The organism is Rathayibacter sp. AY1C6 (genome assembly GCF_002931535.1).
Classification (GTDB): Bacteria; Actinomycetota; Actinomycetes; order Actinomycetales; family Microbacteriaceae; genus Rathayibacter.
In genome coordinates this window covers 104184-118803 of sequence record NZ_PSWC01000008.1, presented here as the reverse complement: position 1 = coordinate 118803, position 14620 = coordinate 104184, and the positions used below count along the sequence as shown (strand labels likewise).

Genomic DNA, 14620 nt, shown 5'->3' with positions numbered 1-14620 from the left:
CCGACGGCGCCCGCCCCACCGAGGAGGTGCTCGCCGGCTGGTGGGCCGAGCTGTGCTCCGCGCTCGGCCTCGGCGAGGTCCCGGTGGACCCGGACGCCCCACCCGAGAGGAGGCGACCGCATGTACGAAGGCATCGTCCAGGAGCTGATCGACGAGCTCGGCCGGCTCCCCGGCATCGGCCCGAAGTCCGCCCAGCGCATCGCGTTCCACATCCTGCAGACCGAGACGTTCGACGTCACCCGGCTCGCCGAGATCCTGCTCGAGCTGCGCGGCCGTGTGCACTTCTGCGACATCTGCGGGAACGTGGCGGAGGAGGCGACCTGCGGGATCTGCCGCGATCCGCGCCGCAGCCGCGCCGTCATCTGCGTCGTGGAGGAGGCGAAGGACGTCCCGGCGATCGAGCGCACCCGCGAGTTCCGCGGGCTCTACCACGTGCTCGGCGGCGCGATCAGCCCGATCGACGGCATCGGCCCGGATCAGCTCCGCATCCGCCAGCTGCTGCAGCGGCTCGCGGACGGCGAGGTGCAGGAGGTCATCATCGCGACCGACCCGAACCTCGAGGGCGAGGCGACGGCGACCTACCTCTCGCGCATGCTCAGCACCCTCGGCATCCGCATCACCCGTCTGGCCTCCGGGCTGCCCGTCGGCGGAGACCTCGAGTACGCCGACGAGATCACCCTCGGCCGCGCCTTCGAGGGCCGCCGGCTCGTCGAGAACTGACGCGGCCGCCGGAGTCGCATGACCGCTCCGGCATGCGGTCGACCGGTAGACTCGCCCGTCGGGTCGCGACGGCGGTCCAGCCACCGACACGGGAGCAGCACGTGAGCCTGATCGTCCAGAAGTTCGGCGGGTCCTCCGTCGCCGACGCGGAGAGCATCAAGCGGGTCGCGAAGCGGATCGTCGCCACCAAGCAGGCGGGCAACGACGTGGTCGTCGCCGTCTCGGCCATGGGCGACACCACCGACGACCTGCTCGAGCTCGCCCACCAGGTCACGCCCATCCCCGCCCCTCGCGAGCTCGACATGCTGCTCTCCTCGGGCGAGCGCATCTCGATGGCGCTGCTGGCGATGGCGATCAAGAGCATGGGCTTCGAGGCCCGCTCCTTCACCGGCAGCCAGGCCGGCATGATCACGGACGCGCAGCACGGCGCCGCCCGCATCGTCGACATCACCCCGGTCCGCCTCCGCGAGGCGCTCGACGAGAACGCCGTCGTCATCGTCGCGGGCTTCCAGGGCTTCAACCGCGACACGAAGGACATCACCACCCTCGGCCGCGGCGGCTCGGACACCACCGCCGTCGCGCTCGCCGCGGGACTCGGCGCCGACACCTGCGAGATCTACACCGACGTCGACGGCGTCTTCACCGCCGACCCGCGGGTCGTCAAGAAGGCCCGCAAGCTCGACCGCATCACCAGCGAGGAGATGCTCGAGCTGGCCGCCGCGGGAGCGAAGGTGCTGCACATCCGCGCCGTCGAGTTCGCCCGCCGCCACGGAGTCACGCTCCACGTGCGCTCCTCCTTCAGCCCCAACGAGGGCACCATCGTCTACAACGCCGAGACCGCCGGCGCCGAGCAGAACGGACAAGCCGTGGAAGAGCCCATCATCGCCGGAGTCGCCGCTGACCTGAACGAGGCGAAGATCACCGTCGTCGGAGTCCCCGACATCCCGGGCAAGGCCGCGCAGATCTTCACGATCGTGGCCAAGACCGGCTCCAACATCGACATGATCGTGCAGAACGTGTCGGCTGCGGCCACCGCCCGCACCGACATCTCGTTCACCCTGCCCAAGGCCGACGGCCAGACGGTCCTCATGGCTCTCAACGCCGAGAAGGACGAGGTCGGCTTCGAGTCCCTGCAGTACGACGACCAGATCGCCAAGCTCGCGCTCGTGGGCGCCGGGATGCGCACCAACGCCGGCGTCTCCGCGAAGCTGTTCCGCTCCCTCTACGAGGCCGGGATCAACATCGAGATGATCTCCACGAGCGAGATCCGCATCTCGGTCGTCACCCGCGCCGACACCGTGAACGAGGCCCTGCGCGTCGTGCACACGGCCTTCGGGCTCGACGCCGAGGACGAGGCCGTCGTCTACGCCGGCACCGGCCGCTGACGGCCGGACACCCTCGCGATCCGGCCGTTCCTCCCGAGCGGCCGGAGCGACCGGTACCCTCTCCCTCGATCCCCCCGCCACGAGCGGCCCGCGCGCCGCACGGACGAAAGAGCACAGCATGAGCAGCACCCCCCTCCACGTGGGCGTCGTCGGCGCGACCGGCCAGGTCGGGAAGGTGATGCGCCGCCTCCTCGAGGAGCGCGACTTCCCGATCGCGTCCATCCGCTTCTTCGCCACCGCCCGCTCGGCGGGCACGACGCTGCCGTTCCGCGGCGAGGACGTCGTGGTCGAGGACGTGGAGACCGCCGATCCGTCGGGGCTCGACATCGCCCTGTTCTCGGCCGGAGCCACGGGATCGCGCGCGCAGGCGCCCCGCTTCGCCGCGGCCGGCGTCACCGTGATCGACAACTCCAGCGCCTGGCGGATGGACCCCGAGGTCCCGCTGGTCGTCAGCGAGGTGAACCCCCACGCCATCGACCAGGCGGTCAAGGGCATCATCGCCAACCCCAACTGCACCACGATGGCCGCGATGCCGATCCTCAAGGTCCTCGACCGCGAAGCGGGGCTCACGCGCCTGATCGTCAGCACCTACCAGGCCGTGTCCGGCAGCGGGCTGGCCGGAGCGAACGAGCTGGCCGGCCAGGTCCGCGCCGCCGTCGCCGACGAGCACCTGCTCGACCTGGTGCACGACGGCTCGGCGGTCGACTTCCCCGCGCCGGACAAGTACGTCGCCCCGATCGCCTTCGACGTCATCCCCTTCGCGGGGAGCCTGGTCGAGGACGGCTCGAACGAGACCGACGAGGAGAAGAAGCTCCGCAACGAGAGCCGCCGCATCCTCGAGCTCCCGGAGCTGCTGGTCTCGGGCACCTGCGTGCGCGTCCCCGTGTTCACCGGCCACTCGCTCTCCGTCAACGCCGAGTTCGCCTCCGCCCTCAGCCCCGAGCGTGCTCGCGAGCTGCTGGCCGACGCGCCCGGCGTCGTGCTGCGCGAGGTGCCGACTCCGCTGGAGGCCGCGGGCAAGGACCCGAGCTTCGTCGGCCGCATCCGCGCCGACGAGGGCGCTCCGGAGGGACGCGGCCTCGCGCTCTTCATCAGCAACGACAACCTCCGCAAGGGCGCGGCCCTGAACGCCGTGCAGATCGCCGAGCTCATCGCGGCGAAGCAGCCCGTGTCCTGACCTCCGTGGACGGGGCCGGCGCCGAGCGCTCTGGCCCCTTCCGGGTGGAAAAGCCGCGAATTTGATGGGGGAGCGGGTCCCCTCCCCGCCGCGGCGTGCTCGGGCGAGCGTAAACTCGACTCTCGTGAACTCCTCGGAACCGGTCGACGTCGCCCTCATCGGTGGGGGCATCATGAGCGCCACGCTCGGCGCCCTCATCACCCAGCTGCAGCCCGACTGGACGATCGCCGCCTACGAGCGCCTCGGCGACGTGGCGCAGGAGTCGTCGAACCCGTGGAACAACGCGGGCACCGGTCACGCGGCCCTCTGCGAGCTGAACTACATGCCCGAGGCGGCCGACGGCTCCGTCGACCCGGCCAAGGCGATCCAGATCAACGAGCAGTTCCAGATCTCGCGCCAGTTCTGGTCGAGCCTGGTGGAGTCCGGCGACATCCGCGAGCCCTCCAGCTTCATCAACCCGGCGCCGCACATGACCTTCGTGCACGGCGAGGCCAACGTCGAGTACCTCCGGAAGCGCTACGAGGCGCTCAAGGACCAGCCGCTGTTCGCCGGCATCGAGTTCACCGAGAGCGTCAAGACCATCCACGAGTGGGCGCCCCTGCTGATGGAGCAGCGTCCCGCCGGCGGCGGCCCCTACGCGGCGACGCGCATGCCGGCCGGCACCGACGTCGACTTCGGCTCGCTGACCCACCAGCTGTTCGACCACGTCGTCGCCCATGGCGGCACGCTCGACACCGGCCGCGAGGTCACCGACATCACCCGGCAGAAGGACGGCACCTGGCGCCTCGACCTCAAGCAGGTCGTCGGAGGCACGCCCCAGTCGGTGACCGCCCGCTTCGTCTTCGTCGGCGCCGGCGGCGGTGCGCTGCACCTCCTGCAGAAGTCGGGCATCCCCGAGATCAAGGGCTTCGGAGGCTTCCCGATCTCGGGGCAGTTCCTCCGCACCGACAACCCCGAGCTGGTCGCCCGGCACAAGGCGAAGGTCTACGGCAAGGCCGCGGTCGGCGCGCCCCCGATGTCGGTGCCGCACCTCGATGCGCGCGTCGTCGACGGCGAGTCGTCCCTCCTCTTCGGCCCCTACGCGGGCTTCACGCCCAAGTTCCTGAAGCGGGGCTCGTGGCTCGACCTGCCCCTGTCGATCCGGCCGCACAACATCGGCCCGATGCTCGCGGTCGCCCGCGACAACCTCGACCTGATGAAGTACCTGATCGGCGAGGTGCTCGCCGGCCGTGGCAAGAAGATGAAGGCCCTGCGCGAGTTCCTGCCCACCGCCCGCGACGAGGACTGGTACCTGATCACCGCCGGCCAGCGCGTCCAGGTGATGAAGAAGGACGAGAAGAAGGGCGGCGTGCTGCAGTTCGGCACCGAGGTCATCACCGGAGGGGACGGCACGATCGCCGGCCTGCTCGGCGCCTCGCCCGGAGCCTCGACCGCCGTGCCGATCATGCTCGACATCGTGCAGAAGTGCTTCCCCGACCGGATGAAGGCCTGGGAGCCGCGGATCCGCGCACTGGTGCCGAGCTACGGCTCGACGCTCAACGACGCGCCCGAGAAGGCCGAGCAGACGGTCACCGCGACCGCCGAGACGCTGGAGCTGTCCGCCTCGGTCTGATCGGGTGCGACCCGTTCGAACGTATGTTCTAATGGCTTCATGAGGTGGAGCGGGCAGTCGATCGGCACGGCCGACGAGGCCGCGCTGCCCGGGCTCGTCAAGCTCACCGACCTGGTGCGGACTGTGCGCACACCGGAGTTCGAGGGCATCACCTTCTACGAGGTGCTCGCGAAGTCGGCGCTCAACCGCGTGCACACCTCCTCGAAGATGCCGTTCGGCTGGAGCATCAACCCGATGCGCGGCTGCACCCACGCCTGCACCTACTGCTTCGCCCGGCCCACGCACGAGTACCTCGAGTTCGACGGCGGCCGCGACTTCGACTCGCAGATCGTCGTGAAGGTGAACGTCGCCGAGGTCCTCACCCGGGAGCTCGCGAAGCCGAGCTGGGAGCGGCACCCCGTGGCACTCGGCACCAACACCGATCCGTACCAGCGCGCCGAGGGCCGCTACCGGCTGATGCCGGGCATCATCGCCGCGCTCGCCGCCTCGGGCACCCCGATCTCGATCCTTACGAAGGGCTCGCTGCTGCGGCGAGACCTGCCGCTGCTCCGCGAGGCCGCCGAGCACGTCCCGGTCGACCTCGGAGTCTCGATCGCCGTCTACGACGAGGGCCTCCAGCGCTCCGTCGAGCCGGGTGCGCCGACCGCGGCGGCCAGGCTGGCGACGGTGACCGCGGCACGGGAGGCCGGCTTCGACTGCTCGGTGTTCCTCATGCCGATCCTGCCGTTCCTCACCGACACACGGGCGCACCTCGACGAGTCGCTCCGGGCCTGCCGCGAGGCGGGCGCCAGCACGATCATGTACTCGACCCTCTACCTCAAGCCCGGGGTGAAGGAGTGGTTCCTGCAGTGGCTCGGGCAGGAGCACCCCGAGCTGGTCGACAAGTACCGAGCGCTCTACCCGGGCCGCGACGCCTACGCGCCTCTCGAGTACCGGCGCTGGCTCTCCGCGCGCATCCGCCCGCTGATGCGCGCGCACGGGCTCGAGCGCGGCGAGGAGGACCCGGCCACCGGCTCCGTCAAGTCCTCCGCCCTGAATTCGCTGGGGACGCTGCGGACCCTCGGCGGCGAGCGGCGCTCCCTCCAGCACGACGGGCTGCTGGTCGGGGAGCTCGGGCCGGAGCGCGCCGCGATCCTGCCCGGCGTCGGGCAGCCGACGCTGTTCTGAGCCGGGGGCGGGCCCGGCCGCGGCTAGGATCGTCCGCATGGTCACCCGCTCCGGTGAGCCCTCGGGCTCCTCCGCCCGGAGTGCCCGCGACGCGGCACCCCGTGCGGTCCGGCTCGGCCTGCTCGACCCGCGCGAGGACCTGCTCGCGGCGACGAGCGCGTGGATCCGCACCCACGCCCTGGACTTCGAGGTCGTCGTGGCCGCCTCCACCTGGCACGACCTGGTGACGAGCGATGTCTTCCCCACCCAGGTGGTCGTGATGGACGTCGAGCTGCGCGAGCCGATCTCGATCGAGGCGCGGATCCGGACCTGCCGGGCGGCGGGAGCCGCGGTCGTGGCGCTCTCCGCGAGCGAGGACGACGAGGTCCGCGAGCGCGCCCTGAAGGCCGGAGCCGTGCGGCACCTGGCGAAGTCGCGCTCGCTCGCCGAGGTGATGGAGCAGACCCGCGCCGCTCTCGAGATGCGCTCGGCCGACATCTCGTCCGCGCAGTGGCGGCCCCTGCCGTCCGGAGTCGCGGCGCAGCAGCGCCCGCGGCTCAGCACCGGCGAGCTGGAGGCGCTGCGCCTCTACGCATCCGGATCGAGCACCCCCGAGGTCGCCGCCAAGATGAACGTGCAGTTCGAGACAGCGAAGACCTACCTGCAGCGCGTGCGCCGCAAGTACGTCGCCGTCGGCAGGCCCGCGAGCCGCCGGGCCGACCTGATCCGCCGCGCCGGCGAGGACGGGTTCCTCCCGTGACCGGCCCCTGCTCACCCCGGGGGCCCCGCCTCCGGACCCGCCCCGAGGAGACCTGATGGCCAAGCTGTACTTCCGCTACGGAGCGATGAACAGCGGGAAGAGCACGTCGCTCCTGCAGGCCGCGCACAACTACGAGGAGCGCGGGCACCGGGTGCTGCTGGCCAAGCCGGCCGTCGACACGAAGGGCGAGGAGCTGATTGTGTCGCGGCTCGGCGTGACCCGTCCGGTGGACATCCTGTTCGAGCCCGACGGGGACCCGGTGGCCGTCTTCACCGCCGCCCGGGCCCGCGTGCTGGCCGAGTCGAAGCGCGACGTGAGTGCTCTGCTCGTCGACGAGGCGCAGTTCCTGCCGGAGTCGCACGTCGACGATCTGCTCCGGATCGCCATCCTCGAGAACGTGCCCGTCCTGGCGTACGGCATCCGCACGGACTTCCGCACCGCCGCGTTCCCGGGCAGCAGGCGACTCCTGGAGATCGCCCACAGCCTCGAGGAGCTGAAGACGATCTGCCGGTGCGGGCGCAAAGCGATCTTCAACGGGCGCGTCGTGGACGGCCGCTTCGTCTTCGACGGCGATCAGGTCGCGATCGACGGAACGGCGGTCACCTACGAGTCGCTGTGCGGCGCGTGCTACCTCCAGGAGAGCCGCGGCCGGCTCCGCGGCTGACCGGTCGAGCGTTCCTCACCGGTGCGACACCCCTCCGAAACGAGGAAGTGGGTAGCCTGACGACGTGACAACACCGGAAACGGAATTACGCCTTTCGAAGCAGCAGGAAAGGTCGGGGGAAACGATGACGGCGCAAGGGGCACCGCTGAGGCGTCGGCCGTCGTGGGAGCAGGACTACCGGCGACGGCTGCTCATCACGGACGTCGTCGCGATCGTCCTCTCCGTCTTCGGCACGCAGCTCTTCTGGTTCGACCTGAACCTGAACTCGGATCTGGGGTTCAAGAACCCCGCCGACATCGCGGTCAGCTACACCTGGGTGTCCGTCGCCCTGTCGGTCGGCTGGCTCCTCGCCCTCCAGGTCTTCGACACGCGCGACCGCCGGATCGTCGGCACCGGCTACGTCGAGTACCGCCGCGTCGTCGACGCCTCCATCTGGCTCTTCGGCATCGTCGCGATCATCGCCTACCTGCTCCAGATCCTGCTCGCGCGCGGCTACATCATCACGGCGTTCCCCGCCGGGATCGTGCTGATCTGCGTCGGCCGCCTGGTCTGGCGCTCCTGGCTCACCCGGCAGCGCCGGGCGGGCCGCTTCTCGAGCCAGGTCGTGCTCCTCGGCTCCCGCGCGAGCGTCCTGCACACCGCGCGCGAGCTGCGCCGCGGCACCGAGGCCGGCTACAAGCTCGTCGGCGCCGTCTCGACCTCGGTCGGCGGTGCGGACGCGCTGCGGAGCGAGCAGGAGCTCTCGGGCCTCGCGGTCCACGGGTTCACCGGGATCGACGGCGTCCGCGCCGTGATGGACGCCACCGGTGCCGACACGGTGGTCGTCACGAGCTCCGACGAGCTGGCGCCGCAGCGGATCCGCGAGCTGAGCTGGACGCTCGAGCCCGGGCGCGAGCACCTCGTCGTGGCGCCGAGCCTCACCGACATCGGCGGTCCGCGCATCCACACCCGCCCCGTCGCGGGCCTTCCGCTGATCCACGTCGAGACCCCGCGCTTCGACGGCCGCCAGCGGTTCGCCAAGCGCCTCTTCGACATCCTGGCGTCGACCATGCTGATCATCCTCAGCGCGCCGGTGCTCGTCGTCGTCGCCGTGCTGGTCAAGGTCACCAGCCCCGGGCCCGTGCTCTTCCGGCAGGAGCGCATCGGCCTGAACGGCGCGACCTTCGAGATGCTGAAGTTCCGCTCTATGGTCGTCGACGCGGAGGCGCGACTGGCGGCTCTCGCGTCGCAGCAGCGTGCAGAGGGGAACTCGATCCTCTTCAAGATGGCGAAGGACCCGCGCGTCACCCGGGTGGGTGCGATCCTCCGGCGCTTCAGCCTCGACGAGCTGCCCCAGTTCCTGAACGTCTTCCGCGGCGACATGTCCCTGATCGGCCCCCGCCCGCCGCTGGCCCGCGAGGTCGAGCAGTACGAGGAGCACGTGCACCGCCGCTTCCTGATGAAGCCGGGCATCACCGGGCTCTGGCAGGTCAGCGGACGCTCGAACCTCTCGTGGGAGGACACCGTCCGCCTCGACCTGTACTACGTCGAGAACTGGTCGATGACCGGCGACATCGTCATCCTCTTCAAGACCGCGCGCGCCGTCCTCGCCCGCGACGGGGCGTACTGATCGCCGGGGGGAGGGGCGCCGAGCCCCGCACCCTGTCCGTCTCGGTCCTCGAGACCCCGTTCCGCGTGGTCTTCGGACGCGGCGTCGGCGACGAGGACGCGGCGCGGATCGCCGACAGCTGGGCCGCGTGCGCGTCCGAGCCCGACGCGGGAGCACGCGACGTCCTCGCCGAGGTGGGGCACGATCCCTCCGTCCCGGTCGACGGCTCGCCCCGGGTCTCGAGCGCCACGCTCGCGCAGCTCGAGGAGTCCCTGACCTCGACCCTGACCCTCGAGGCGATCGGCGCCCGGCGCGCCGACCTGCTGATGCTCCACGCCTGCGGGATCTCCGACGAGTCCGGCCGCGTGCTGGCCTTCGTCGCCGCCTCCGGGACCGGCAAGACCACCATCGCCCGGACGCTCGGGTCCCGCTTCGGCTACGTCACCGACGAGACGGTCGGCGTGACCCCGGAGGGGCGCGTCCTGCCCTATCCCAAGCCGCTGTCGGTGAAGCCGCTGACCGGATCGGCGCCGAAGGCGCAGCTGGCCCCCGGGTCGCTCGCCCTCCGACCGGTCCCGGAGGCGCCCCTGCGGCTGGCGGGCGTCCTCCTGCTCGAGCGCCGCGACGGCGTCGGGACGCCCTTCCTCGAGCACGTCGACCCGGTCGACGCGATCGAGGATCTGGTGCCGCAGACCTCGTACCTCTCGGCCCGACCGCGGCCGATCGCCGATCTCGTCCGCACCCTCTCGGCGCTGGGCGGCGTCCGGCGACTGGTCTACTCCGAGGCCGCGAGCGTGGTGCACCTGGTCGAGGAGGTCTTCGCGTCCCTCGGCGCCGAGGCCCCGTCCGCCTGGTCCGAGGTGGTCTCCGTGCCGCTCGACGCCGTGGGCGAGGCCCTGCCCGGCACCGTCCTGCGCGCCCCTGCGGACGACGCGGTGGAGCTCCCCGGCGGCGAGCTGCTCGTGTTCTGCGGCGGCACCCTCGTGCGCCTCTCCGGCATCGGCCCGACGATCTGGCGGCACGCCGGCCGGGGATCCGATCTGCCCGGTCTCGTCGCCGCAGTGCTCGAGGAGGCGGGCCCGCCGCCCGCCGACGTCGATGCGGCGGCGGTCGTCGAGTCGGCGGTCGTCGAGCTCGAGGGCCTCGGAGTGATCACGAGAGGGACTCCGCCGGAGCCCACCCCCGACGGGTGGCACGGTTGACGCGCCTGGCGCCGAGGGCGCGGAAGCGCTGTGTCAGAATTCGGAAGAACCCGTCTCCGGCGCCCGCCGCGTGATCCGTACCAGCGAAGGAAATCTGACTCTGTGGAACTTCGAGACGTCCTCCGGCTGCTGCGCGACCACTGGATCCCGATCGTCGCGGCGATCCTCCTCGGCACTCTCGTCGCCTTCGGCTGGTCGCTGACGCAGAAGCCGCGGTACGTCGCCGACTCACAGGGCCTCGTCTCCGTCGCCACCACCGGTGCCGACGACAGCCAGGCGATCTACACGCAGCAGATCGCGCAGTCCGTCGCCAAGTCGAGCCTCGCCACGTACGTCCCGATCGCCACCTCGCGCGACGTGGCGCAGATCGCGATCGACAGCCTCGGCCTCGACGTCTCGCCCGCCACGCTGATCTCGGCGATCGCGGTGCAGGCCGACACGGTCGCCCCGGTGATGAAGGTCAGCGCCACCGCCTCCACCCCCGAGGGCGCGCAGAAGCTCGCCGACGCCTGGGTCGCGGCCATCGCCACCAAGGTGCAGCAGGTCAACCAGGAGACGGGCGTCGGCGACACGGTCTCCCTCACCGTCCTGCAGACCGCGGCGCTCCCGTCCTCGCCGGCGTTCCCGAACCTGCGCCTCGTCCTCGCGGTCGGCGCGCTCGCGGGCCTCGTCCTCGGTCTCGTCTACGCGTTCGTCCGCAACACGCTGGACCGGCGCATCCGCACCGCCGAGATGGTCGAGCGCCTGTTCGACCTCCCCGTGGTCGGCACCCTCCCCGTCGACAAGCGCCTCAGCGAGACCAACCGCATCGTCCCCGAGGCCGACACGACCGACTACATCAAGGCCGACGGCAAGCACGCACTCGCCGAGGCGCTGCGCGAGCTCCGCACGAACCTGCAGTTCATGAACATCGACAGCCCGCCGCGCATCATCGTCGTGACGAGCCCGCTGCCCTCGGACGGCAAGTCGACGGTGACCGCGAACCTCGCGGTGACGCTCGCCGCCTCCGGCCAGCGCACCGTCGTCGTCGACGGCGACCTCCGCAAGCCGACGGTCGCCAAGTCGTTCGGCCTCGTGCCCGGCGTCGGCCTGACCGACCTGCTGATCGGCAAGGCGGAGCTGCAGGACGTCCTGCAGCCGTGGGGCCCGTCCGGCAACCTCTGGGTGCTCGGAGCCGGGTCGATCCCGCCGAACCCGTCCGAGCTGCTCGGCTCCAACGGCATGGACATCCTCCTGCACGAGATCGCCCGCGAGGCCATCGTGATCGTCGATGCGCCGCCGCTCCTGCCCGTCACGGACGGCGCCATCCTCACCGCCCGCACCGACGGCGCGCTCGTGGTCATCTCCGCGGGCAGGACGACGACCGACGAGCTGGGCAAGGCGATCCAGAACCTCGAGCGGGTCAGCGGCCACACCCTCGGCGTGATCCTCAACCGCGTGCCCGCGCGCGGCCAGGTCGGCCGGGGCTACGGCTACTACTACACGAGCTACTACGGCTCCGAGCGATCGGGTGCCCGCCCGGACACGGCCGTCGAGCCCGAGCCCGCGTCGACCTCGGCCTGAGCGCCCCGCGATGATCTTCCCGGGAGACGACTCCGCCCGCCCCGCCCGCCGGAGCTGGCGACCGGACGAACCGGTTGCCGCCTCCGCCGCCCCCGTCTTCACCGTGCTCTCGGTCTGCACCGGCAACATCTGCCGGTCGCCGATGGCGGAGCAGCTGCTGCGCGCCGCACTCGCCGACGCGACATCACCCGCGGGAGGTCCGCTCTTCGCGTTCACGAGCGCCGGAGTGAGGACGCGCGACGGGCTGCCGATGGACCCGGTCTCGGCCCGCTTCTCGGCTCAGCACGGGGGAGACCCGGCCGCGCACACGAGCGCGGTGCTCGGCGACGCGATCGTCGGCGACGCCGACCTCCTGCTCACGATGACGCGCGACCACCTGGTCGACGCCTCCCGGCGCTTCCCGTCGCTCCTCCTCCGCGGCTTCACGCTGCTCGAGTTCGCCCGCGTGCTGCCGTTCGTGCTGCGGGAGGTGCCGCTGCCGACGGTCGAGGACCCCGCCGCGCGGCTCCGCGCCGTCGTGCGGCTCGCCGCCGCCCACCGCGGGCGCGCCCCGCAGGGCGAGGGCGGCGACGACATCGAGGACCCGATCGGCCGCAGCGAGGCCGTGCACGAGCGCGTGGCGGCGCAGATCGCGGCGGCTGTCGCCGACGTCTCCCGTGATCTGAGAGCATTGGCGCGGCGGTAGTCGCGCGTCCGCGGGCGCGCTGACGCGTCGCCGCATCGCATCGCTCCTCCTCACCGTCGCGACCGCGACACGAACCCGCCACGATTCGGAGAACCCCTGTGAAGCTTTCTGTCATCGGCTGCGGCTACCTCGGTGCCGTCCACGCTGCCGCCATGGCCGAGCTCGGCCACGACGTCATCGGCATCGACGTCGACCAGAAGAAGATCGACGCCCTGGCCGCCGGCACCGCGCCGTTCTTCGAGCCCGGCCTCCCAGAGCTGCTGTCCTCCGGCGTCGCCTCCGGGCGCCTGCGCTTCTCGATCGACATGGCCGACGCCGCCGGTGCGGCCGTGCACTTCGTCGCCGTCGGCACCCCGCAGAAGCCGGGCGAGAACGCCGCGGACATGACCTACGTCGACTCGGCGATCGACGGTCTCCTGCCCTACCTCGAGGCGGACTCCCTCGTCGTCGGCAAGTCGACCGTCCCCGTCGGCACCGCCGCCCGCCTGGCCGACCGCATCGCCTCCTCCGGTGCGACCCTCGCCTGGAACCCCGAGTTCCTCCGCGAGGGCTTCGCCGTGAAGGACACGATCAGCCCCGACCGCCTCGTCTACGGCGTGCCCGCAGGCGAGGCCGGAGCAGCGGCGAAGGCGACCCTCGACGAGGTCTACGCAACGGCGCTCGCGGCCGAGACCCCGCTCGTGGTCACCGACTACGCCACCGCCGAGCTGGTGAAGGTCTCGGCCAACGCCTTCCTCGCGACCAAGATCTCGTTCATCAACGCGATCGCCGAGATCGCGGAGGTCACCGGCGCGGACGTCACGCAGCTCGCCGACGCGATCGGCTACGACGTGCGGATCGGCCGCCGCTTCCTGAACGCGGGCATCGGCTTCGGAGGCGGCTGCCTCCCGAAGGACATCCGCGCCTTCTCGGCCCGCGCCGACGAGCTCGGCGTCGGCGAGTCCGTCGCCTTCCTCAAAGAGGTCGACGCGATCAACCTGCGTCGCCGTCAGCGCGTCGTCGACCTCGTCACCGAGGGCCTGGGCGGCTCCGTCGAGGGCCGCCGCATCGCGGTGCTCGGTCTGGCGTTCAAGCCGGAGTCGGACGACATCCGCGACTCGCCGTCGCTCGACGTCGCCGCTCGCCTGCACGACCTCGGTGCGACCGTGGTCGCGACCGACCCCGAGGCGATCGAGAACTCGCGCCGCCGCTACCCCGAGATCACCTACACGACCGACGTCGACGAGGCGCTGGCCGGCGCCGACGCCGTGGTCGTCGTGACGGAGTGGAAGCAGTTCCGCGCCCTCGACCCCGCGGCCACGGCGGCGAAGGTGGCCAACACCTTCCTCGTCGACGGTCGCAACTGCCTCGACCCCGCCGCCTGGCGTGCGGCCGGCTGGGAGTACCGCGGCCTCGGCCGCTGACGCGGCAGAGCCGTCGTCTCAGCGGACGCGGCTCGGCTGATCCGCCACGACGCCGGAGGTGCCGCGGAGGGGGATGTGCGCGAAGGCGTCGTCCCACTCCGCCGCCCTCCGGCGTCGTCGTGCGCGGACGACCATCCGGAGCAGGACGCCGGCGACCGCGCCGAGGAGGGCGCCGGAGGTGTTCATCACGACGTCGTCGACGGTGGCGAAGCGCGCCGAGAGGAAGAGCAGCTGGCCCGCCTCGATGAGCGAGCTCACGACGGCGCCGACGGCGACGGCGACCCACGCCCTCCGGAGCCGCAGGTTGAGGGCCAGGAGCAGCCCCAGGGGCACGAACAGGGCGATGTTGGCAGTCGACTCGATGAACGCGTAGTCGACCATCGGGAGGCCGTGCCGGGCGAACCAGGAGGTCACTCGGCCGAGATCCCCCCGCACTCCCGCATCGACGGGCGTCGGCCAGAAGGCGATCGCTGCGAGCGCGACCACGTAGGGCACGCCGATGGCGAGGGTGAGGCGGGTGAGCGACCGGGTCACGGTGCTCCTCTCGTCGGTCGTCGGGCGGGGGCGGCGACGACGGCGGAAGAACAGTCTCGCTCCCGGCTGCTGGGATCGGGCCGGGAGGCGCGGGGGAGTGGTCTGGAGGCACGCCCGTGCGCAGGACGCTCGGGACGCCGACAGGGGTGCTCGAGCCGGAGAGCGCGGGGCGGTGATCGCG

Annotated in this window: 13 protein-coding genes; 12 read left to right on the top strand and 1 reads right to left on the bottom strand. The window is 71.7% G+C overall.

The features are described 5' to 3' along the window. Positions 1-120: 120 nt before the first annotated feature. The 12 genes from recR to C5D36_RS07320 all read left to right on the top strand — a co-directional run bounded on the left by recR (position 121) and on the right by C5D36_RS07320 (position 13905). Positions 121-720 (top strand): recombination mediator RecR, encoded by a 600-nt coding sequence (gene recR / locus C5D36_RS07375; RefSeq protein WP_104222157.1) that lies wholly within the window; start codon positions 121-123, stop codon positions 718-720. A gap of 101 nt (positions 721-821) precedes the next feature. Then, on the top strand, positions 822-2105 hold the full coding sequence (locus C5D36_RS07370; protein ID WP_104222160.1) for an aspartate kinase: 1284 nt from the start codon (positions 822-824) through the stop codon (positions 2103-2105). Between the two features lie 118 nt (positions 2106-2223). Next, positions 2224-3282 (top strand): aspartate-semialdehyde dehydrogenase, encoded by a 1059-nt coding sequence (locus tag C5D36_RS07365; RefSeq protein ID WP_104227259.1) that lies wholly within the window; start codon positions 2224-2226, stop codon positions 3280-3282. Positions 3283-3346: 64 nt separating this feature from the next. Beyond that, the gene (locus C5D36_RS07360) at positions 3347-4894 is read left to right on the top strand and encodes a malate:quinone oxidoreductase (protein ID WP_104295532.1); all 1548 of its coding nucleotides are present in this window, start codon (positions 3347-3349) and stop codon (positions 4892-4894) included. Positions 4895-4933: 39 nt separating this feature from the next. Then, positions 4934-6061, top strand: a complete 1128-nt coding sequence (locus C5D36_RS07355) for an Rv2578c family radical SAM protein (protein ID WP_104222165.1) — start codon at positions 4934-4936, stop codon at positions 6059-6061. A 37-nt stretch (positions 6062-6098) separates the two neighbouring features. Beyond that, positions 6099-6800, top strand: coding sequence for a response regulator transcription factor (locus tag C5D36_RS07350; protein WP_104295531.1), 702 nt, complete (start codon positions 6099-6101; stop codon positions 6798-6800). Positions 6801-6855: 55 nt separating this feature from the next. Beyond that, on the top strand, positions 6856-7464 hold the full coding sequence (locus tag C5D36_RS07345) for a thymidine kinase (RefSeq protein ID WP_104227256.1): 609 nt from the start codon (positions 6856-6858) through the stop codon (positions 7462-7464). A gap of 124 nt (positions 7465-7588) precedes the next feature. Next, on the top strand, positions 7589-9073 hold the full coding sequence (locus C5D36_RS07340; RefSeq protein WP_104222171.1) for a sugar transferase: 1485 nt from the start codon (positions 7589-7591) through the stop codon (positions 9071-9073). A gap of 65 nt (positions 9074-9138) precedes the next feature. Then, positions 9139-10254, top strand: coding sequence for a hypothetical protein (locus tag C5D36_RS07335; RefSeq protein ID WP_104295530.1), 1116 nt, complete (start codon positions 9139-9141; stop codon positions 10252-10254). A gap of 102 nt (positions 10255-10356) precedes the next feature. After that, positions 10357-11817, top strand: a complete 1461-nt coding sequence (locus tag C5D36_RS07330) for a polysaccharide biosynthesis tyrosine autokinase (protein ID WP_159939611.1) — start codon at positions 10357-10359, stop codon at positions 11815-11817. Positions 11818-11827: 10 nt separating this feature from the next. After that, positions 11828-12502 carry a low molecular weight phosphatase family protein gene (locus C5D36_RS07325; protein WP_104295529.1) on the top strand — a complete coding sequence of 225 codons (675 nt, stop codon included), beginning with the start codon at positions 11828-11830 and terminating at the stop codon, positions 12500-12502. Positions 12503-12600: 98 nt separating this feature from the next. Continuing rightward, a complete protein-coding gene (locus C5D36_RS07320) occupies positions 12601-13905 on the top strand; it encodes a UDP-glucose/GDP-mannose dehydrogenase family protein (RefSeq protein ID WP_104295528.1) in 1305 nt (434 codons plus the stop codon). A gap of 18 nt (positions 13906-13923) precedes the next feature. On the opposite strand, the gene C5D36_RS17125 is transcribed toward C5D36_RS07320, so the two are convergent. After that, positions 13924-14439: a VanZ family protein gene (locus C5D36_RS17125; protein WP_244229599.1), complete on the bottom strand. Its 516-nt coding sequence runs from the start codon at positions 14437-14439 to the stop codon at positions 13924-13926. Between the last annotated feature and the right edge of the window lie 181 nt (positions 14440-14620).

Bases quoted from the DNA above. Each gene is read 5' to 3' on its own strand.
- recR (WP_104222157.1), top strand. From the start codon at position 121: ATGTACGAAGGCATCGTCCAGGAGCTGATCGACGAGCTCGGCCGGCTC.
- C5D36_RS07365 (WP_104227259.1), top strand. From the start codon at position 2,224: ATGAGCAGCACCCCCCTCCACGTGGGCGTCGTCGGCGCGACCGGCCAG.
- C5D36_RS07360 (WP_104295532.1), top strand. From the start codon at position 3,347: ATGGGGGAGCGGGTCCCCTCCCCGCCGCGGCGTGCTCGGGCGAGCGTA.
- C5D36_RS07355 (WP_104222165.1), top strand. From the start codon at position 4,934: ATGAGGTGGAGCGGGCAGTCGATCGGCACGGCCGACGAGGCCGCGCTG.
- C5D36_RS07350 (WP_104295531.1), top strand. From the start codon at position 6,099: ATGGTCACCCGCTCCGGTGAGCCCTCGGGCTCCTCCGCCCGGAGTGCC.
- C5D36_RS07345 (WP_104227256.1), top strand. From the start codon at position 6,856: ATGGCCAAGCTGTACTTCCGCTACGGAGCGATGAACAGCGGGAAGAGC.
- C5D36_RS07340 (WP_104222171.1), top strand. From the start codon at position 7,589: ATGACGGCGCAAGGGGCACCGCTGAGGCGTCGGCCGTCGTGGGAGCAG.
- C5D36_RS07325 (WP_104295529.1), top strand. From the start codon at position 11,828: ATGATCTTCCCGGGAGACGACTCCGCCCGCCCCGCCCGCCGGAGCTGG.